The organism is Microbacterium sp. NPDC055455 (assembly GCF_053619935.1).
Map to the genome: position 1 here is coordinate 829356 of NZ_JBSHLB010000001.1, position 20260 is coordinate 849615.

Here is a 20260-nt window from a genome sequence, read left to right on the forward strand (position 1 = left end):
CGGGTCTCCGGCATCCGTCGCTCCCGGGCCGAGGCCCGCACGAGGTCAGGCCAGACCCCACGGGAAGGTGGCGGCGAGCAGAGCCGCGGAGACCGCCCAGAAGGCCAGCGTGAAGACGGTGTCGCGCGCCCGCCACGGCACGGTGTACCGCTCGGTGCGGTCGGGATGCGCCCCGAAGGCGCGCGCATCCATCGCGAGCGCGACCCTCTCGGCGTGGCGGATCGCTCCGGCCAGAAGCGGCACGATGTAGCCGAACCACCGCGCGACCGCGACGAACGGCCCCCGTCCGCCGTGCGCACCGCGCACGCGATGCGCCTGACGGATCACGTCGAGCTCGTACCCGAAACGGGGCAGGAACCGGAACGCCGCGAGCGCGGTGTAGCCGATCCGGTAGGGCACCCGCAGCTGCTGCACCGTGGCGCGCACGAGGTCGGGACCCGTCGTCGACAGGCCGGTGATCAGGGTGAGCGCGAGGATGGCCGACAGCCGGAGCCCGGTGGCGAAGCCGACGGCGAGGGCTCCGCCGTACATCGTCCAGCCGCCCACCTGCCACACCACCCAGGACTGGTCGACGCGCGACGCGTCCGTCCACAGCGCGAATCCGAAACCGATGATCAGGGCACCGAGCGGCAGCACGAGGAACAGGATCGCCGCCAGGCGCCGCGTGAACGAGACGCCCACCAGCAGAACGGCGTACGCGAGCGCGAGGAAGGCCGCAGGGGTCGCGGCGTCCCGCACGAAGACCAGCAGCGCGGCGGCGGGCAGTGGTGCAGCGAGCTTGGCGAGCGGGTTGAGGCCGTAGAGGAAGCGGACAGCGGATGCCTCGACCCGCCGCGCGTACGGATCGACCGCGCTGCGCGACGCCGTCGCCACGGTCAGGGGCCCGGTGTCGGTCACAGCGCACCTCCCGCGGCGTGCGGGGCGGGTGCCGCGTGCGGGCCGAGCTCCTGACCATTCGCGGCGGAGTGGTCGGGATCGGCGACCTTGCGCGACCTCGACGCGTCGTTCGGAAGCTCGGCCGACGCGGCGCCGTTCGGGAGCTGGGCGGGCGCCCCGTCGGGCTCGGAGCGCGGGAGGGCCGCCCGGCTGCCGGGGAGATCGGCCAGACGTGCGATGCGGGCGAGCTCGGGGTGGCGCACGACGTTCCGCAGCGCACGCCGCAGCGGCGGCGGGCGCAGGCCGGCGCCGGTGATGAGGGCGTCGTCGGCGAACACCTCGGCGGTCGGGCCCTCGGCGAGCACGCGGCCGCCGGTCATCACGACGGTGCGGTCGGCGTAGTCGGTGACCAGCTGCATGTCGTGGGTCACCACCAGGATCGTGGTGCCCTCGGCGTTCAGCTCCGACAGCAGCGACAGCAGCTCCTCCGCCCGTGCACGGTCCTGGCCGAAGGTGGGCTCGTCGAGCACGAGCACGGGGGCCCCGGCGACGAGCGCCGTGCCCACCGAGAGCCGCCGCTTCTGGCCGCCCGACAGCAGGAACGGGTGGCTCGCCGCCTTCGAGGCGAGCCCGAATCGATCCAGGAGAGCCGTCGTGCGCGTCCGCACCTCCTCCTCGGGCAGGCGCTGCAGCCGCAGGCCGTGCGCGATCTCGTCGAAGACCGTGTGCGCGATGAACTGGTGCTCGGGGTTCTGGAACACGAAGCCGATGCGCCGGCTCAGGGTGCGGGCGTCAGCACGGCCGACGTCGACCCCGTCGACGTGCACGGCGCCCCTCGGCGGCGTGACGACGCCCGCCATCGCCTGGATGAGGCTGGTCTTGCCCGCGCCGTTCGCCCCGACGACCGCGACGAACGCGCCGCGCGGAACATCGAGGTCGATGTCGTGGAGCACCTCGGTGCGGCCGCGGCGCAGCGTCAGGCCGCGCACGCGGATGAGCGGGCCGGGTGGCTTGCCTGCGGCCGGTCCGGAAACCGGAGAATCAGCGGTTTTCCGGACTGCGGCGGGCGTGGCATCCGGAATCTGCGCGATTGTCCGAATTCCGGATGCCGCGGGGGCCGGTGCGGGGGGAGACCCGGATGCCGCGGGGACGGGCGCGGGCTCGGCGTCGAGGGCGGCGCGCAGCTCGTCGGGGGTGAGCGGAAGCGGCTCGAGCGCGAAGCCGGCGCGGCGGAGACGCAGCGCGGCGATCGTGGACACGGGCAGCCAGACACCCATCCGCTGCAGCTCCTCGGCGCGGCCGCGGAGGACCTCGTCGACGGTGCCGTCGGCGAAGAGCCGCCCGTCGTGATCGAGCACGACCACCCGGTCGACGAATCCGACCGCGGCATCGAGGTTGTGCTCGACGAGCAGGATGGCCCGATCCCCGGCGGCCACGAGCTCGGCCAGGGCGGCGTAGACCTCTTCGATCCCGGCGGGGTCGAGGTTCGCGGTCGGCTCGTCCAGCACGAGCAGCGGCGAGCCCATCGCGAGGGCGCAGGCGATCGCCAGCCGCTGACGTCCGCCGCCCGACAGCCGGTCGGGGTTCTCGGAGCGGCGCTCCCACAGCCCCACGCGGCGCAGGGCGGCCTCGGCGCGGGCGAGGACGTCGGGCACCGGCATCCGCAGGTTCTCCGGACCGAACGCGACCTCGTCGAGAACCGTTCCGGTGACCAGCTGCGCGTCCGGATCCTGGAAGACCATGCCGACGCGGGTGCTGAGCTCGGCGACCGCGGTGTGCCGGGTGTCGAGGCCGCCGACCTCGACGGATCCCGTGACCTCGGCGGGCACCGTGTGGGGGATGAGCCCGTTCAGCGCGAGCGTGAGCGTCGACTTGCCCGACCCGCTGGGCCCGAGGAGCAGCACGACCTCACCCGGTGAGACGTCGAACGACACGGATGCCGGCGCCGGGGCGGTCTCGCCGTCGTGGGTGACGCCGAGCTCGCGCACCCGCAGCAGCGGCGCGGCAGTGGACACGGGCATCCGATCGTGGTGGAAACTTAGCCTTCCCTAACCTACCTGCGTCCTGGGTGGCGGCGAAACGAGCTCGCGCGCGGACGACGTCAGGCGCGGCTTCGGCGCGCCACGCCGGCGCGGCGCAGCGCCGCGCCGATCCCGAGCCCCACGGCGGTCCATGCCACCGGACCGACGATGAAGAGCGCGACGTAGACGATCTGACCCCAGAGCGGGAACCGCGACACGTCCGCGGCGAACCAGATCGCCACAGCGATCACGGCGCCCACGATCACCGCCGAGAGGAAGAACCGCCAGGGCTCCCAGCGCTTGTAGCGCGACGTGGCGGCGACCAGCTCCTGCAGCGCGCCGACGAGCAGGGCAGTGCCGATGTACCGGCCGATCCACAGCGGAACGACGGCGCTGGCGACGAGCGCCGCGATGAGGTGCGTGATCAGCGCGACCCACGGACGCCGGAGCAGCTCCTGGGCCACCACACCCGGAAGGACGTGCACCCCGAGCACGAGCCCGTACAGGATCGGCGCGCCCGCCGAGACGAACCCGCTGATGGCCCCGGCGCCGGCCTGCAGAACACCCGTCGCAACGCCGATGGCCGCGCACGTGAGCAGAACGCTCGTCGAAAGTCGAATCGGCTCAGCCACCTGCCCAGCCTATCGGCGGGAGGCCTCTCGATTCTCACAGAGCTCTCATTAACCGAGAATCAACCGAGAGTTAGGTTTGAGGTCGCTGCGCCCCGACGAAGTGGCGCAGCGACTCCCCACGAAAACCAATATGGAGGCCACGATGGGTCGATCCTCCGTCAGAGCAGCCGCGGTCGTCACACTCGCCGCACTGTTCACGGGCACTGCCACAGCCAGCTTCGGCGCGGCGCCGGAGGAGGTGAGAACCCCCGTTCCGATCGATGCGCCCTCCGGCCGCTACATCGTCATGCTGAAGGACGCACCGCTGGCGACGTACGACGGCGGCCAGGCCGGCATCCAGCGCACGAAGCCCGAGACCGGGAGGCAGCTGGACGCGCACTCCGCGAACTCGCAGAAGTACATCGCGCACCTCAAGAAGGAGCAGCAGGAGGTCGCCGCCGAGGCGGGCGTCACGCCCGCCACGACGTACCAGGTGACCCTGAACGGGTTCACCGCCGACCTCGACGGCGCTCAGGTCGCGAAGCTGCAGAGCGACAAGAACGTGCTCGGGGTGTACCCCGACGAGATCCGCCACCCCGACGCCGTCCCGTCCACCGAGTTCCTCGGACTCGGCTCGGGTGACGCCGGCACCGGCGGAGTGTGGGATGCCGTCGGCGGCGTCGCCGAGGCCGGCAAGGGCGTCGTCGTCGGCGTGGTCGACACCGGCATCGCCCCGGAGAACCCGTCGTTCGCCGGCGACAAGCTCATCGGCAAGCCCGGAACGGGCAAGCCGTACATAAACGGCGACAACGTCGTCTTCAAGAAGTCCGACGGCAACGAGTACCGCGCCCGGCGCGTGGACGCGTCCGACCAGGGCTGGACGAAGGACCTCTACAGCACCAAGCTCATCGGCGCGCAGTTCTTCGCCGACGGCGCCGCGGCGACGGGCTTCGACTTCAGCTACGACTACCTGTCCCCGCGCGACGGTGACGGCCACGGCTCGCACACCGCGAGCACGGCGGCCGGCAACTTCGGTGTCGAGGCGTCGGTCGAGGGCGTCGGCTTCGGCGACGTCTCGGGTGTCGCCCCGGCCGCGAAGGTCGCGTCGTACAAGGCCTGCTACGTGGGTCCGGACGACCTCGTCACCAGCGACGACATCTGCGCGCTGAGCGACCTGCTCGCCGCGATCGACACCGCAGTCGCCGACGGCGTGGACGTGATCAACTACTCGATCGGCGGCGGCTCGGCCACCACCGTGCTCCAGCCGGAGGACATCTCGTTCTTCAACGCGGCGGCCGCCGGCGTGTTCGTCGCGGTGAGCGCGGGCAACAGCGGCCCCGGTGCCGCCACGGCCGACCACGCGTCGCCGTGGTACACCACGGTCGCGGCATCCACCATCCCGACGTACGAGGGCACCGTCACGCTGCCGAACGGCTTCCAGGCCGCCGGCGCCTCGGTGACCGTGCCGTTCGGCGAGAGCCTGACCGGTCCGGTCGTGTACTCGGGCGACGTCGCCAAGGCGGGCGCCGCTCCCAACGAGGCGGCTCTGTGCTTCCTCGGCACGCTCGACCCGGCCAAGGTCGCCGGCAAGATCGTGGTCTGCGACCGCGGCACGAACGCTCGCGTCGAGAAGTCGCAGGAGGTCGCCGCTGCCGGCGGCACGGGCATGATCCTCGTGAACGTGACCCCGGGCTCGCTCGACAACGACTTCCACTCGGTCCCCACCGTGCACATCGACGCGCAGCACCGCACGGCGCTGCTGAACTACGTGCGCAGCACCGCGGACGCCACGGCGACCCTCGTGGGTGACAACATCACCGGCAAGGAGACCCCGACCCCGCAGGTCGCGGGCTTCTCGAGCCGCGGTCCGATGCTCGCCGACGGCGCCGACGTCATCAAGCCCGACGTCTCGGCTCCGGGTGTCGCGATCGTCGCCGCCACCCACAACGGTCCGACCGAGGCGCCGACGTTCGGCTTCAAGTCGGGCACGTCGATGTCGTCGCCGCACGTCGCCGGCCTCGGCGCGCTGTACCTCGGTGAGCGCCCCACGGCCACGCCGGCCGAGATCAAGTCCGCGCTCATGACGACCGCGTACAACACGGTCAAGGCCGACGGCACCGACAGCACCGACCCGTTCGCGCAGGGTGCCGGCCACGTCGACCCGACGAAGTACTTCGAGCCCGGGCTGCTGTACCTCAACGGTCCCGCGGACTGGGCGGGGTACCTTGAGGGCGCGCTCGGCGAGGACCTCTTCGGCGAGATCGAGCCCACCGATCCCAGCGACCTGAACCTCGCGTCGTTCGGCATCGGCACCCTGCCCGGCCCGCAGACGGTGACCCGCACGGTCACCGCGACGCAGGCCGGCACGTTCACCGCCGAGGCATCCGTCCCCGGGATGAACGTGACCGTCGAGCCGAGCACGCTGACCTTCGGCGCGGCGGGCGAGACGCAGTCGTTCACGGTCTCCTTCGCGAAGGGCGACGCCCCGGTCGAGCAGTGGGCCACCGGCTTCCTCACCTGGACGTCGGGCGAGACCGAGGTGCGATCGCCGATCGCGGTGTTCCCGGTGACGGCCGCCGCTCCCGCGCAGGTCGAGGGCGAGGGTGCCGACGGCAGCGTCGACATCGAGATCACGCCGGGCATCACGGGCGACCTCCCGCTGAACCTGGCCGGCCTCGCTCGCGAGGACGTGCTGATCGACGGCACCGAGGCCACCGGTGCCGAGGACGACGGGTACACCTACGAGCTGGTCCAGGTGGCCGCCGGGACCGAGCTGGCGCGCTTCGCGCTCGACTCGTCCGACGACACCGGATCCGACCTCGACCTCACGGTCTACCGTGTGGTGGGCCCCACCGATCTGCGCTACTACGAGAACTGGCAGTCCGCGTCGGCCTCGGCCGACGAGGCCGTCCAGATCGTGGCGCCGACCGCGGGCTACTACCTCATCGAGGCGCACGTGTACTCGTACACGGACCCGTTCACCTGGCAGGCCACCTCGGCTCTCGTCACGCCGGACGGACTCGGATCGCTCACCGCGACCCCGAACCCGCTGCCGGCGACCGAGGCCACGCCGACGCAGTTCCAGCTGTCGTGGTCGGGCCTCGAGAGCGGAAGCTACCTGGGTGTCGTGCGCTACGGCGACTCGCAGGTGCGCACGGTCGTCTCGGTCGACGTGCCGTAACCGTTCCACACCGAAGAGGCGTCCGGGCTGCGGCCCGGGCGCCTCTTCGCGTGCCGGGGCGGGGTCGCCGCGACGCGTGCACCGAATCGGAGGCTTCGGGCGGCGCGCCGGGCGACGGATGCCTCGCCCCGGCGTGTCGGCGAAAACCTCCGACGCTGTGCACGGCAGGCGATGCCGAGGCCGAAGGGGCTAGAGCCGTCGCCGACGCCGCGTGAGCCTCACGGCGGGCAGCGGCGGGGCGGGGATGCGCTCGTCGCCGTGGTCGACGACCCGGCCGAACCGCTCCGAGCCGGCCTCCCACGCCTCGCGCGCCTCGACGATCTCCTCGTGGGAGCGGCCGACGAAGTTCCACCACATCACGACGTCGTCCTCGAACGGCTCGCCGCCGAGCAGGAAGAGCGTCGCGCCGGCCGCGCTCGACAGCACGACGTCGTCGCGCTGGGTTCCGAGGTACAGCAGGTGCTCGGTGTCCAGGACGACGGCGGTGCCGGTCCCGTCGCCGACGGCGGACGCCACCTCGGCCTCGCCCGCCACGGCGATGAGCGCGTGCTCCCACGCCGCCTGCAGGGGAACGCGGACCGTCGCGCCGGGCGGGATGCGCAGCTCCGCCCCGACGATCGGCGTGTACACGGTGGCCGGCGACGCGACCCCGGCGAGCTCGCCGAGCACGACGGTCGCCGCGCCCGGGGAGCCGAGGAGCGCCGGAAGCTCGACGTCGGGCAGCACGTCGTGCTGCTCGAACGCCGGCGCGCCGTGGCGGCGGGACTCCGGCAGTGCGATCCACAGCTGCAGCGCGTCGAGCGGGGTGGGGCCGTCGCCGACGGAGTACTCGGAGTGGGAGATGCCCGCGCCGCTGGTCATGAGGTTGAGCGCACCGCGGCGGACGACGACGTCGCTGCCCACCGAGTCGCGGTGGCGCACGTCGCCGAGGTACGGCCACGTCACCGTCTGCAGCCCGATGTGCGGATGCGGCTCCACGCGCATGCGGGCGTCCTGCGGACCGAACCGGTCGAGGAAGCACCAGGCGCCGACCAGCGGCAGGTCGCGCTGCGGCAGCGAGCGATGCACCGACATGGCGCGGACGCCCCCCAGCGGGACCTCCCTCGATTCGAGGAGCAGCGTGCGCGGGCCGGAGCATTCGACGGCGGATGCCACCTCCATCGCGTCCGGACGGAGGCCGCCGGCGGTCGACGAGGCGTCGAGGCGGGTCATCGCCCTGGTCCGCTCACTCGGGGTGCGGCTGGCCGGGCCACTCGATCGTGAGCCCGGGGACCTCGTTCTCGCGCAGGTGCTTGGCCACGACAGGGCAGTGCGGCACGACGGTCTCGCCGCGGCGCGCGGCATCCGTCATCGCCTCCGACACGACCGCCTGCGCGAGTCCGCGTCCGCGGAACGCCGGGTCGACCTCGGTGTGCGGGAAGAGCAGGCGCCCGCGGGAGTCGATGCGGAACGTCGTGAAGCCGGCGAGGACGTCTCCGACGTGCACCTCGTAGCGGTGCTCCTCGTCGTTGCGGGTCACGGTGATCTGTTCGGTGTCGGTCACTCGGATTCCTTCCGTCGTTCCCTTCAACGTACGTGTCGTGCGCGTGATTCCGCCAGCGCGCGCGGGGGCCTCTGGCGGGACGGATGCCGCGGGTCTATCGTCGGCATCAACTGCGGCGTCCCTCGGGCGAGAAGACGGCGACGAGGCAGCAGCCGATTCACGGGGGAATCGATCCGAACGCTGGGGATTCGAAGGGGAATCATGAAACGACGCATTCTCGCCGCGGTCGCGGCGATGGCACTCGGAATCGGCCTGATCGGAGCGGGAGCGGCAAGCGCGACGGCCGCGCCGCCGCAGCAGGTCGCGAAGTACGTGGCTCTCGGCGACTCCATCGCGGCGGGCCAGGGCGGAGGAGTCCCCCTGGACTCGTGCGTTCGCACCGACGGGGGCTACGCCGCCCAGCTCGACGATGTGCCGAGGATCAATCTGCTCCGCAACCCGGGCTGCTCCGGCGCCACGATCGAAGAGACCTGGGCCCAGCTGTCGCAGGTGAACCGCGGCACCACCCTCGTCACGCTCACCGTGGGCGCGAACGATCTCGGTCTCGATGCGGTGTACGCGCAGTGTGCGGCGGTTCCCGCCGGCGGCGACCTCAATGCGTGCCTGATGGCGGTTCAGACCGTCATCGACGACGCGCCCGGCCTCGTTCAACCGCTCGCGATGCTGATCGGCGAGATCGCGCAGCGCGCGCCCAACGCCACCATCGTCGTCACCGGTTACCCGCACCTGCTCGAGCCGGTCGATGTGCAGGCGTGCGCGCTGGTCGCACCGGTGGAGCAGTGCTTGGCGCTGGCCGCCCTCGCCCAGGCCGTCAACACAGCCACGGACGCCCTCAACGCCGTGATCCAGGCAGCGGTGGCGCTGGCCGCCGCGAACGGTGCGAACGTCGTCTACGCCGATGTCGTGGAGGCGTTCCTCGGGCACGGGGTGCAGCTGGTGCCCGGCGTGCCGAGCGATCCCTGGTTCGGGCTGGACCCGGTGAACGATCCGGCCGGCTTCCTCCACCCGACCTACGCGGGGTACACCGCGTACACCCAGGTGATCCAGGCCGTGCTCGCGGGCTGATGACGGTGACGGATGCCGCGGCCCGCGGCATCCGTCCCGCCCCTGCCGTCGGGACGGGCAGCGGCCCGCGCCGGCGGCAACGTCGGGCAGACTCGATCGGGTGACGCTACTCGAGACGATCGCGGCCGCGGCCGAGGCATCCGGATCCCCCGACGGCCCGGACGCCGACGCCCTGTACGACGCGTTCGTGGAGTGGGCGGGCGATCGGGGCTTCGCGCTGTACCCCGCGCAGGACGAGGCCGTCATCGAGATCGTGTCGGGCTCGCACGTGATCCTGTCGACGCCGACCGGGACCGGCAAGTCGCTGGTCGCCGTCGCCGCGCACGCCGGGTGCGTCGCCCGCGGCGGTCGCACCTACTACACCGCCCCGATCAAGGCGCTGGTGAGCGAGAAGTTCTTCGCGCTCGTCGACATCTTCGGCGCGGCGAACGTCGGCATGGTCACCGGCGACTCGTCGGTGAATCCCGACGCTCCCATCGTGTGCTGCACCGCGGAGATCCTCGCGAACCTCGCGCTGCGGCAGGGTGCCGACGCCGCCGTCGACCAGGTCGTGATGGACGAGTTCCACTACTACGGCGACCCCGAGCGCGGCTGGGCGTGGCAGGTGCCCCTGCTCCTGCTGCCGAGGGCGCAGTTCGTGCTCATGTCGGCCACGCTCGGCGACGTCACGGCGATCGCCGAGGACCTCGAGCGCCGCACCGGCCGCACGGTGTCGCGCATCACCGGCGTGGAGCGCCCCGTGCCGCTGCACTTCTCGTATGCCCGCACGCCCATCCACGAGACCGTCGAGGAGCTGCTGCAGACCGGCGAGTCCCCGGTGTACGTCGTGCACTTCTCGCAGGCCGCCGCGATGGAGCGCGCGCAGGCGCTGTCGTCCATCAAGATCGTGAGCCGCGAGCAGCGCGACGCCATCGCCGAGGCCATCGGCGGCTTCCGGTTCACGACCGCCTTCGGGCGCACCCTCTCGCGCTACGTCCGCGCGGGCATCGGCGTGCACCACGCCGGCATGCTGCCGCGCTACCGCCGCCTCGTCGAGACCCTCGCGCAGCGCGGCCTCCTCCGGGTCATCTGCGGCACCGACACCCTGGGCGTCGGGATCAACGTGCCGATCCGCACCGTGCTCATCACGGCGCTGTCGAAGTTCGACGGCACCCGCATGCGGCAGCTCACGGCGCGCGAGTTCCACCAGGTCGCCGGTCGCGCCGGCCGCGCCGGATTCGACACGTCCGGAACCGTCGTCGTGATGGCGCCCGAATGGGAGATCGAGAACGAGGCGGCGCTGCGCAAGGCGGGCGACGACCCCGCGAAGCGCAAGAAGATCGTGCGGAAGAAAGCGCCGACCGGCGTCGTGAACTGGGGCATCGGCTCGTTCGAGCGGCTCGTCGACGCCGAACCCGAGCCCCTCGTGCCGCACCTCCAGCTCACCGCGGCGATGCTCATCAACGTGATCGCGCGCGGCGGCGACGTGTTCGAGCACGTCCGCTCGCTCGTGTTCGACAACCACGAGCCCCGTGCCCGGCGCTACGAGCTCGCCCGGCGGGCGATCGCGATCTTCCGCACGCTCGTCACCGCCGGCGTCGTCCAGGTCGACCGCAGCGGAGCGGATGCCGCGGCGCCCGGCATCCGTCTCACCGTCGATCTGCAGCCGAACTTCGCACTCAACCAGCCGCTGTCGCCGTTCGCGCTCGCCGCGATCGAGCTCCTCGACCCGGAGGACACCGCCGGTGCCGCCGGGACGGGGCACTACGCGCTGGACGTGGTCAGCGTCATCGAGGCGACGCTCGACGACCCGAGGCCGATCCTCGCGCAGCAGGAGTTCAAGGCGCGCGGCGAGGCGGTGGCCGCGATGAAGCAGGACGGGATCGAGTACGACGAGCGCATGGCGCTGCTCGAGGAGGTCACGTACCCCAAGCCGCTCGAGGAGCTGCTGACCCAGGCGTACGAGGTGTTCGCGACGAGCCAGCCGTGGGTGCGCGACTTCGCGCTGTCGCCGAAGTCCGTCGTGCGCGACATGTTCGAGCGCGCGCTGTCGTTCTCCGAGCTCATCTCCCAGTACCAGCTGGCCCGCAGCGAGGGCCTCGTCCTGCGCTACCTCTCGGACGCCTATCGCGCCATCCGGCAGACGGTGCCCGCCGAGGCGCAGACCGAGGATCTGCACGACCTCGTCGCGTGGCTCGGCGAGGTGGTGCGGCAGGTCGACTCCAGCCTCGTGGACGAGTGGGAGGCGCTGGTCAATCCCGTCGACGACCCCGCCGCGCCGGTCGTCCCGCCCGCGCCGCCGTCGGTGCTCACCAACCGCCGCGCCTTCCTCGTGCTGGTGCGCAACGAGCTGTTCCGGCGCGTGCAGCTGGCCGCGCTGCAGCGCGACGACGAACTCGTCGAGCTCGATCCCGACGTCGACTGGCCGGCCGCGCTCGACGCGTACTTCGACGAGCACGACGAGATCCTGACGGGCGGCGCCGCCCGGTCGCCGCGCCTGGTGACGGTGGATGAGACGGATGCCGCGGCATCCGGTCTCTGGCGCGTCGAGCAGACCGTCGACGACCCGGCCGGCGACCACGACTGGCGCATCCGCGGTGTGGTGGACCTGCCCGCCTCGGAGGAGGCGGGGACGGCCGTCGTACGCATCACCGAGGTCGTGCGGCTGTAGCCGACGCGCCGAGGCGTCGTCGACGAGCCCGTCGTCAGCCGAGCCCGAGCCCGCCGTCCGTGGAGAGCACCTGCCCCACGACCCACGCGCCGTCGGGGCTCGCGAGCCAGCCGATCAGGCGCGCCGGGTCGGCCGGCTCGCCGTAGCGGCCGAAGGGCGTCGAGCGCATCCAGGCCTCGATCTCGTCGAGCGGCCGGTCGGTCGTCTCCGGGTCGAGGTAGCCGGTGTTGACGGGGCCGGGGTCGATCGTGTTGAGGATGATGCCGAGCTCGAGCAGCTCCGCCGCCACCGTCTTGGTGATGCCCGCCAGCACCGCCTTGCTCGCGGCGTAGGCGACCTCGCCGCGCATCGGGCCGTGGATCTGGCCGGAGGTCATCCAGAACACCCGGCCGGTGGGCTCGGCGAACGGTCCGCGCCGCTCGATGCGCTCGCCGGGTCGCGCACCCGGTCCGTCGCCGGCGTGGAGGGCGGCGAACTCGCGGGTCAGCAGGATCGTCGAGCGCGCGTTGGCCTGCCAGAACCCGTCGAGCCGGTCCGCGGTCATGTCGAGGATCGACCCGTCGTCGCCGGACTGCGCGTGGTTGCACACGAGGATGTCGAGCCGGCCGGTCAGTGCGCGGGCCGCCTCGATGACACGGGGAACGGATGCCGCGTCCCGCAGGTCCGCGCCGAGGTCGCCGAGCAGGGCGCCGGGGGTGAGCTCGGCACGCAGCGCGTCGCGCACCGCGTCCAGGTCGTCGCCGCCCCACGGCAGGACGGTGTCGTGCGGGCGGAAGTGGTGGATGAAGACGTCGGCGCCGAGGCGCGCGAGCTGCGACGCGACGGCGAACCCGATGCCGCGCCGGCGTGAGACGCCGGTGACGAGGGCGGTCCTGCCGCGCAGCGGCAGGGAGGAGGAGGGGAACATGCGATGCCTTTCGTGGACGCCGTGTCGCGGCATCCGGATCATGCGCCCGCGCGGATCGCAGCGGGCGGCAGGGTGACGGAAGCGGCTCACCGGCATTGCATGACGACGACGATAACGGATGCCGGGTGTCGCCGGCATCCGGAATGATGACGTCATGCCCACCTACGTGGCCTTCCTGCGGGCGATCAACCTCGGCGCGAACCGGAAGTTCCCCAAGGACGACATCCGCCGCGTCGTCGAGGGCGTCGGATTCACCGATGTCGAGACCCACATCAACACCGGCAACGTGCGCTTCACGACGCCGATGCGCTCGCGCGCGAAGATCGAGGCGGTCCTCGAGCGGGCGTTCGCGGCCGACCGCGGCTTCGAGGTCCCCGCGATCGTGTTCACGACGGCGGAGCTCGCCGAGATCGCGCGGGACGCCACGGCGCTGAGCGCCGAGCGTCCCGGGCTGGAGCGGCACTACGTCTACCTGTTGAAGGACGAGCCGTCGGCGGACGTGGCGGCGCGGATCGAGGCGCTCGCGTCGGCCGAGGGCGAGATGGTCGTGCGCGGGCGGGTCGCGCACGCCCTGCTGGGGCCGGGATACCAGGCGGGGTCCGTCGACCCGCTGAACGCGGCGAAGCTGCTGGGGGTCGCGACCAACCGCAATCTCGCGGTGGTCACGGCCATCGCCGCGAAGTGGTGCTGACGCGGCTTCCTCCACAGGTCACGCCGGGTGCGACGGCCGGCACCGGTTCCCGCCGCATCCGCGGGCGGGCGGTCCCGCGTCGGGGGCCGCGGTTACCCTGGAAGCGATGACGATCCCGCAGGGCGACCCGTACGCCGATCTCGCGTGGGAGGCCGACGAGGTCGCGCCTCCGCCGGACGACTCCTGGGCGCCCCCGGAGGACGGGTGGATGCCTCCGTCCGACCCCCTCGCGGCCGGGTCGGCGCCGATCGATCCCTTCGCCGGCGCGGGGCCCCGCCGGGACTTCACCGGCACCGACGCGCGCGCCGTGCTGCGCGAGGTGTACGGCTACGACGCCTTCCGCGGCGAGCAGGACGCCATCGTCGACCACGTGATCGCCGGCGGGGACGCCGTCGTGCTGATGCCCACGGGCGGCGGCAAGAGCGTCTGCTACCAGGTGCCCGCGCTCGTGCGCCCCGGCACCGGCCTCGTCGTCAGCCCGCTCATCGCGCTCATGCACGACCAGGTCGACGCCCTCGTCGCCAACGGCGTCCGGGCGGCCTACCTCAACTCGACCCAGGCGCCCGCGGAGCGGGCGGCGATCGAACGCGCCTTCCTCGCGGGCGAGCTCGACCTGCTGTACGTCGCCCCGGAGCGGCTCAACACCGAGACGACGCTGCGCTTCCTCGCCCGGGGCCGGCTGAGCGTGATCGCGATCGACGAGGCCCACTGCGTGTCGCAGTGGGGCCACGACTTCCGGCCCGACTACCTCGCGCTGGGCGCGCTCGCCGAGCGGTTCCCCGGCGTCCCGCGTCTCGCGCTGACCGCGACGGCGACCCCCGCCACGCATCGCGAGATGACCGAGCGGCTGCAGCTGCCCCGCGCGCGCCACTTCGTGGCGAGCTTCGACCGCCCGAACATCCAGTACCGCATCGAGGCGAAGTCCGACCCGCGCCGTCAGCTCGTCGCCTTCATCCGCTCCCAGGGCGCCGGTGCCGCCGGCATCGTCTACGCGCTCAGCCGCAAGTCGGTGGAGCAGACGGCCGAGTTCCTCTCCGCGCAGGGCGTCGACGCGCTGCCGTACCACGCGGGCCTGCCGGCCGAGACGCGCAGCGCGAACCAGTCGCGGTTCCTGCGCGAGGACGGCGTGGTCATGGTCGCCACCATCGCGTTCGGCATGGGCATCGACAAGCCCGACGTCCGCTTCGTCGCCCACATCGACCTGCCGAAGTCGGTCGAGGGCTACTACCAGGAGACGGGTCGGGCCGGCCGTGACGGCGAGGCATCCGTCGCCTGGATGGCCTACGGGCTCGGCGACGTCGTGCAGCAGCGCCGCATGATCGACCAGTCGCCCGGCGATCGGGCGTTCAAGACCCGGCTGGGCCAGCACCTCGACGCGATGCTCGGCCTGTGCGAGACCGTCGGATGCCGCCGCCAGAACCTGCTCGCGTACTTCGGCGAGCCCTCCCAACCGTGCGGCAACTGCGACACCTGCCTCGAGGCTCCCGAGACGTGGGACGGTCTCGTCCCCGCGCAGAAGCTGCTCTCGACGATCGTGCGCCTGCAGCGCGAGCGCGGTCAGGCCTTCGGCGCGGGACATCTCATCGACATCCTCCGAGGCGCCCAGAACGACCGCATCCGCCAGCAGGGGCACGACGCCCTGTCGACCTACGGGCTGGGCGCCGACCTCAGCGAGCAGGACTGGCGCAGCGTGGTCCGTCAGCTGCTGGCGCGCGGCATCCTGGTCGCCCGCGGCGAATACGGCACCCTCGCCCTCGGTGAGCCTGCCGCCGGCGTCCTGCGCGGCGAGACCCCGGTGCCGCTGCGTCGCGATGTGATGGGACGCTCCGGCGGCGTCGCCCGGGTGCGCAAGACCAACGCGCCCGACAGCCTCAACCCGGCCGATGTCGGCGTGTTCGAGGCGCTGCGCGCCTGGCGGGCCGGTGTCGCGAAGGACCTCGGCGTGCCGGCGTACATCGTGTTCGGCGATGCGACGCTGCGGGCTCTCGCAGAGCGGCGGCCCGGATCGCTCGCCGACCTCGACGGGGTCGCGGGCATCGGCGCGAAGAAGCGCGAGGCGTACGGCGAGGCCGTGCTCGGCGTCATCCGCGAGGCCGCGTAGGGCGGCGGCCGACGCTCGTCCCAGCGCATCGGGTGGCGGCATCCGTCCCCCGTCCAGACCGACGCCCGCTCCGTCGAGGTGCGGGTCGTCGTCGGACCCGACCGCCTCCTGGCGACCGGTGACGACGCCGAGGCGGTCGCGGCCGCGGCGCCGGAGCTCCTGGCGGGCTAGGCCGGTGCGACCGCGGCGTTGGCGGGCGGCATCCGTCTCCATCGCCGGGGTCCGCGCGGCGCACCCCGCACCGGGCGCTGCGGTGGGCCGTGCGGGTCAGAGCTCCTGCGAGAAGTAGAAGGCCCGTTCACCGGTGTCGGGGTCCCCTCCGAAGAAGCCGTGGCGCTCGTAGAAGCGCTGCGCGTCGACGTCGCCCTCGTCGACGTTGATCTCGATCGCCGACACCCCGGCCCGGCGGCACTCCGCCACGAGACGGTCGACGATCGCGCCGCCGATGCCGGCCCCGCGCGCATGCGGCGCGACGTACATCTCGTCGAGCAGCGCGACCGGTCCGGGGTACCAGACGTTGGAACGCAGCGTCACGAGCGCGACGCCGACCGCGGGGTCGCCGCCGAGCAGCGCGAACGTGTGCGGCTCGGCCAGCAGCTCACGCAGCCGCTCGGCCAGCGCGGGCGCGCCCGGGGACGGGGTGTCGAACTCGGTGTTGAAGGCGTGGAGCAGCTCGGCGACGAGATCGGCGTCGTCGACGGCGGCCCTGCGCACGACTCGATCGGGCATGCCCCCACCGTAGGCCTCGTCCCCCGCCGGCCCCACCCCCCAGCCCCTCAGCCCCGTATCCCTCCTGCTCCCTCCTGCCCCTCCCGTTTCCGTCGACGAACCGCGATGTCGTCGAACAGCCACGTTGTCGGCGCCGACAGCGGGGTTTCTCGCCGACATCGCGGTATCTCGGCGAGGAGGTGGGGGCCCGCGGCAGCCCGGGGTTACTCGGCGACATCGCGGTTTCTCGGCGCGGGGGGCGCCCCGCGGTAGCCTGACGCGCAGGAGCGGGCGACGGCGCCCGCCGACGGGGAGCGACGTGGCCACGAGCAACATCGAGATCGCACAGCAGGCCGACCTCTGGCCGATCGGCCGGATCGCCGAGGGCCTCGGCATCCCCGACGACGAGCTCGAGCCGTACGGCCGGTACAAGGCCAAGGTGTCGCTGCGGCACCTGCGCACGCTGCGCGACAAGCCCCGCGGCCGCCTCGTCCTGATGACCGCCGTGTCGCCGACGCCGGCCGGCGAGGGCAAGACGACCACGACCGTGGGCCTGGGCGACGCGCTCACCCGGATCGGCGAGCGCGCCATGATCTGCCTGCGCGAGCCTGCCCTCGGCCCGGTGTTCGGCATGAAAGGCGGCGCCGCCGGCGGCGGCTACGCCCAGGTCGTGCCGATGGAAGACATCAACCTCCACTTCACGGGCGACTTCTCGGCCATCGCCATCGCCACGAATCTTCTCGCCGCGCTCATCGACAACCACGTGCACCACGGCAACGAGCTCGGCATCGACGTGCGCCGCGTGACCTGGCGCCGCGTGCTCGACGTGAACGACCGCGCCCTGCGCGACACCGTCGTGGGGCTCGGCGGACCCTCCAACGGCTACCCGCGCGAGGCGGGGTTCGACATCGTCGTGGCCAGCGAGGTGATGGCGATCTTCTGCCTGGCCACCGACCTCGCCGACCTCAAGGAACGGCTCGGTGAGATCGTCGTCGCCTACACGCGCGACCGCCGTGCGATCCGCGCGCGCGACCTGCAGGCGCACGGCGCCATGGCCGCGGTGCTGCGCGACGCGCTCGCGCCCAACCTGGTGCAGACGCTCGAGCACACGCCCGCCTTCGTGCACGGCGGACCGTTCGCCAACATCGCGCACGGCTGCAACTCGTACCTCGCGACGGATTCGGCGCTGCGACTGGCGGACTACGTCGTCACCGAGGCCGGCTTCGGCGCGGATCTCGGCGCCGAGAAGTTCGTCGACATCCTCTGCCGCACCACGGGCCTCCGGCCGGACGTCGCCGTCATCGTCGCGACGGTGCGCGCGATGAAGTACCACGGCGGCGTCGAGGTCGCGGACCTGCCGCACGAGAACGTGGCGGCGCTCCGGCGCGGCACGGCCAACCTCGTCCGGCACCTCGAGACGGTGCGCGAGACGTGGGGCATCCCCGCGGTCGTCGCGATCAACCATCGCGCGGAGGACACGGATGCCGAGATCGCGGCGCTCATCGCCGCCGCCGAGGCGGTCGGGGCGAAGGCGGTCGTCGCGAGGCACTTCGCCGAGGGCGGCGCCGGGGCCGAGGACCTCGCCCGCGAGGTCGTGCGGATCTGCGAGGAGCCTCGCGCCGAGGCATCCGCTCTGCACTTCACGTATCCCGACCACGCGACGCTGTGGCAGAAGATGACGGCGATCGCGACGCGGATCTACGGGGCGTCCGAGGTCACCGCATCGACGGCGGTGCGCGCCCAGATCAAGCGCCTGCAGGACGAGGGGTACGGGGGCTACCCGGTGTGCGTCGCCAAGACGCAGTACTCCTTCTCGACCGACCCGAAGCTGCGCGGGGCCCCGACCGGCCACGCCGTCGACATCCGCGAGGTGCGCCTCGCGGCCGGCGCCCGGTTCGTCGTCATGGTGTGCGGCGACATCATGACCATGCCCGGCCTGCCCGCCGTGCCGGCGGCGAACAGCATCGACGTCGACGACGACGGCCGGATCGTCGGGCTCTTCTGACGCGAGTCACGCGCTTCGGTCGTGTCAGGCCCGCGGATGCACGCGGCGCGAGCCGGTTTCAGGCCGGCGGGAAGGACCGCACCCGCTGCACGCGCAGCGCGTGGGGGAGCGCCGCGGCGTCGCGCGTGCCGTCGGCCCGCGGGAACTCGTAGACGTCGAGCATGAGCTGCACCGGGTAGTCGATGGACTGCGCCGCCGTCTTGACCCAGCGCCCATCGACGAAGAAGCGCAGCCGGTCACCCGTCCACTCCACCGCGTAGTCGTGGAACTCGGTGAGGTCGCCGTCGACGCGGATCTTCTCGAAGTCCTCGCGAAGCCGGGGGTCGTTCTGGGGCTTGACGCCGACGCCGACCCAGCCTCCACCTTCGTCGATCTCGCTGCCGAAGATCTCGGCGATGCAGATCTCGCCGCAGTCGTCGGGGCGCTCCTCGAAGCCGATCGGCCAGAACGCCACCATCGCGTCCGGATGCCGGATCGCGGCGAGCCGCACCTCGATGACGCCGTGGTGCACGAGCCACAGCCGGTGCTGCGGCTGCTCCTCGCGCACCCTGAGTCCCGGGCGGAAGCGATGCTGCCCGATCCCGGTGCCGAGGGGGCCCGAGAACTGCCCGGTCTGCAGATGCGAGACGCGCAGGTCGCCGTCGAGGTCGGGCGCCCAGGGTGCGGTGTCGGCGTCGATCCTCAGCTCGAGTCCGCCGGTGTCGACGCGCCACCGCGTGGCCGCCGCATCCCGCGACGACCAGTGCGGCGTGTAGAACGGCCACCAGCGCTCCGCGTCCAGAGCGGGCGACGCGAACGTCTCGTCGACGTCGGGCACACGGCCGGCGAGGTCGAGGGGAGACATGTCGAGCACCCACACGTTGAAGGCCAGCTCGCCGCCGCGCCAGGGCCCGGTGCCGGTGCCGCGATGCTCGAATCCGGCAGAGCGGCACAGCGCATTCGAGGCGGGATTGTCGACGCCCGGGTATGCCACGAGCAGTTCGCGGTCACCGCGCCGTGCGACCTCGCGGACGACGAGCCGCAGCGCCGCCCGCGCGAGGCCCTGTCCCTGCCATTCGGGGAACACGTTCCATCCGGTCTCCCACGCCGGCGCGCCGTCGTGCTCGACCGGCCAGTACCCGATGCCGCCGACAGCCACCCCGTCGGCCTCGATGCGGTACATCGCCGCGGTGCCCTCCGCGGTCAGGCGCAGATACCGTGCGTGGCGCTCCTCGAGCTCGGCCGGCGTCTCGGGGCCGCCGAGGTACGCGGTCATCTCCGGCGTGTTGGCGCGCTCGAGCAGGGGCAGGTCGTCGGGTCCCCACGGCTCCAGCGTCACGATGCGGTCGGCCATCCGGTCCATTGTCGCCGCCGCTCCCGACACTCCGGGCTCCCACCAGGCCCGGCTGCCTCAGCGGTCGGTGACGAGGAGGGTGTTGCCGTCGGGGTCGGTCGCCGTGAAGAACAGGCACCGCGCCGGATCCCCGAGCACGTCGCCCGGGTGCGCGCCGAGTCGGGCGAGGCGCTCGCGCGCCACCGCGAGGTCGTCGACGCGGAAGTTGCAGGTCGCCCAGCGCAGGCCGGGCGCGGTGTGGATGCCGCTCGCCGGCCCCATCAGGGTCACCTGGCCATGCGAGCCGGCCACGACGCTCGACCCGTCCGACGACTCGACGACGTCGAGCTCGAACGCATCGGCGTACCAGAGCGCCCCGGCGCGGGGGTCGTGCACCGGGATGAAGGCCGTCGTGATGGCGGTCGGCGGAGGCGTCATGCCGACGAGCCTAGGACTCCCCGGCCCGAGGGGGGAGGCGCGAGACACGCACGCACCTGTGCGTCTCGCACAACCCGGGCGCGCGACGCCCGGTCCTTGGATTGTAGACATCCACCAGCGGCTTTGATGACCGCTTGTGGGAGTCCTACGG

The 20260-nt window shown here is 72.5% G+C and carries 15 protein-coding genes; 6 read left to right on the plus strand and 9 right to left on the minus strand.

Annotated elements, in window-relative coordinates:
• Positions 1–45 precede the first annotated feature (45 nt).
• The 3 genes from ACWGUG_RS03715 to ACWGUG_RS03725 form a co-directional block, all read right to left on the minus strand.
• A complete protein-coding gene (locus tag ACWGUG_RS03715; RefSeq protein WP_452323861.1) occupies positions 46–897 on the minus strand; it encodes an energy-coupling factor transporter transmembrane component T in 852 nt (283 codons plus the stop codon).
• The gene (locus ACWGUG_RS03720) at positions 894–2897 is read right to left on the minus strand and encodes an ABC transporter ATP-binding protein (protein WP_452323862.1); all 2004 of its coding nucleotides are present in this window, start codon (positions 2895–2897) and stop codon (positions 894–896) included. Before ACWGUG_RS03720 ends, ACWGUG_RS03715 begins: the two co-directional genes overlap by 4 nt.
• 80 nt (positions 2898–2977) lie before the next feature.
• Positions 2978–3529: an ECF transporter S component gene (locus ACWGUG_RS03725; RefSeq protein WP_452323863.1), complete on the minus strand. Its 552-nt coding sequence runs from the start codon at positions 3527–3529 to the stop codon at positions 2978–2980.
• Positions 3530–3671: 142 nt separating this feature from the next.
• On the opposite strand from ACWGUG_RS03725, the gene ACWGUG_RS03730 reads away from it, so the two are divergent.
• Positions 3672–6689, plus strand: a complete 3018-nt coding sequence (locus ACWGUG_RS03730; RefSeq protein ID WP_452323864.1) for a S8 family serine peptidase — start codon at positions 3672–3674, stop codon at positions 6687–6689.
• A 189-nt stretch (positions 6690–6878) separates the two neighbouring features.
• Here ACWGUG_RS03730 and ACWGUG_RS03735 read toward each other — a convergent pair whose 3' ends face one another.
• Both ACWGUG_RS03735 and ACWGUG_RS03740 read right to left on the minus strand, forming a co-directional pair.
• Positions 6879–7901 carry a pirin family protein gene (locus ACWGUG_RS03735; RefSeq protein ID WP_442928083.1) on the minus strand — a complete coding sequence of 341 codons (1023 nt, stop codon included), beginning with the start codon at positions 7899–7901 and terminating at the stop codon, positions 6879–6881.
• 13 nt (positions 7902–7914) lie between these two features.
• Positions 7915–8232, minus strand: coding sequence for a GNAT family N-acetyltransferase (locus ACWGUG_RS03740; protein WP_336393868.1), 318 nt, complete (start codon positions 8230–8232; stop codon positions 7915–7917).
• Between the two features lie 201 nt (positions 8233–8433).
• Here ACWGUG_RS03740 and ACWGUG_RS03745 point away from each other — a divergent pair, with 201 nt between their 5' ends.
• Together ACWGUG_RS03745 and ACWGUG_RS03750 are read left to right on the plus strand one after the other, a co-directional pair.
• Entirely contained in the window at positions 8434–9297 is an 864-nt protein-coding gene (locus tag ACWGUG_RS03745; protein WP_452323865.1) for an SGNH/GDSL hydrolase family protein, read from the plus strand.
• A gap of 100 nt (positions 9298–9397) precedes the next feature.
• Entirely contained in the window at positions 9398–11947 is a 2550-nt protein-coding gene (locus tag ACWGUG_RS03750; protein ID WP_452323866.1) for a DEAD/DEAH box helicase, read from the plus strand.
• Positions 11948–11981: 34 nt separating this feature from the next.
• Here ACWGUG_RS03750 and ACWGUG_RS03755 read toward each other — a convergent pair whose 3' ends face one another.
• A complete protein-coding gene (locus tag ACWGUG_RS03755) occupies positions 11982–12854 on the minus strand; it encodes an SDR family oxidoreductase (RefSeq protein WP_452323867.1) in 873 nt (290 codons plus the stop codon).
• Between the two features lie 154 nt (positions 12855–13008).
• Between ACWGUG_RS03755 and ACWGUG_RS03760 the strand changes: the two genes are divergently transcribed.
• Positions 13009–13545 carry a DUF1697 domain-containing protein gene (locus tag ACWGUG_RS03760; RefSeq protein ID WP_452323868.1) on the plus strand — a complete coding sequence of 179 codons (537 nt, stop codon included), beginning with the start codon at positions 13009–13011 and terminating at the stop codon, positions 13543–13545.
• Between the two features lie 106 nt (positions 13546–13651).
• Positions 13652–15646, plus strand: coding sequence for a DNA helicase RecQ (gene recQ, locus ACWGUG_RS03765; protein WP_452323869.1), 1995 nt, complete (start codon positions 13652–13654; stop codon positions 15644–15646).
• Between the two features lie 267 nt (positions 15647–15913).
• Here the strand turns inward: recQ and ACWGUG_RS03770 are convergent, their stop codons facing one another.
• Positions 15914–16375 (minus strand): GNAT family N-acetyltransferase, encoded by a 462-nt coding sequence (locus ACWGUG_RS03770; RefSeq protein ID WP_452323870.1) that lies wholly within the window; start codon positions 16373–16375, stop codon positions 15914–15916.
• Between the two features lie 298 nt (positions 16376–16673).
• On the opposite strand from ACWGUG_RS03770, the gene ACWGUG_RS03775 reads away from it, so the two are divergent.
• Entirely contained in the window at positions 16674–18359 is a 1686-nt protein-coding gene (locus tag ACWGUG_RS03775) for a formate--tetrahydrofolate ligase (RefSeq protein WP_452323871.1), read from the plus strand.
• 58 nt (positions 18360–18417) lie between these two features.
• Here the strand turns inward: ACWGUG_RS03775 and ACWGUG_RS03780 are convergent, their stop codons facing one another.
• Positions 18418–19692, minus strand: a complete 1275-nt coding sequence (locus ACWGUG_RS03780; RefSeq protein ID WP_452323872.1) for a GNAT family N-acetyltransferase — start codon at positions 19690–19692, stop codon at positions 18418–18420.
• Between the two features lie 57 nt (positions 19693–19749).
• The gene (locus ACWGUG_RS03785) at positions 19750–20109 is read right to left on the minus strand and encodes a VOC family protein (protein WP_452323873.1); all 360 of its coding nucleotides are present in this window, start codon (positions 20107–20109) and stop codon (positions 19750–19752) included.
• Positions 20110–20260 lie beyond the last annotated feature (151 nt).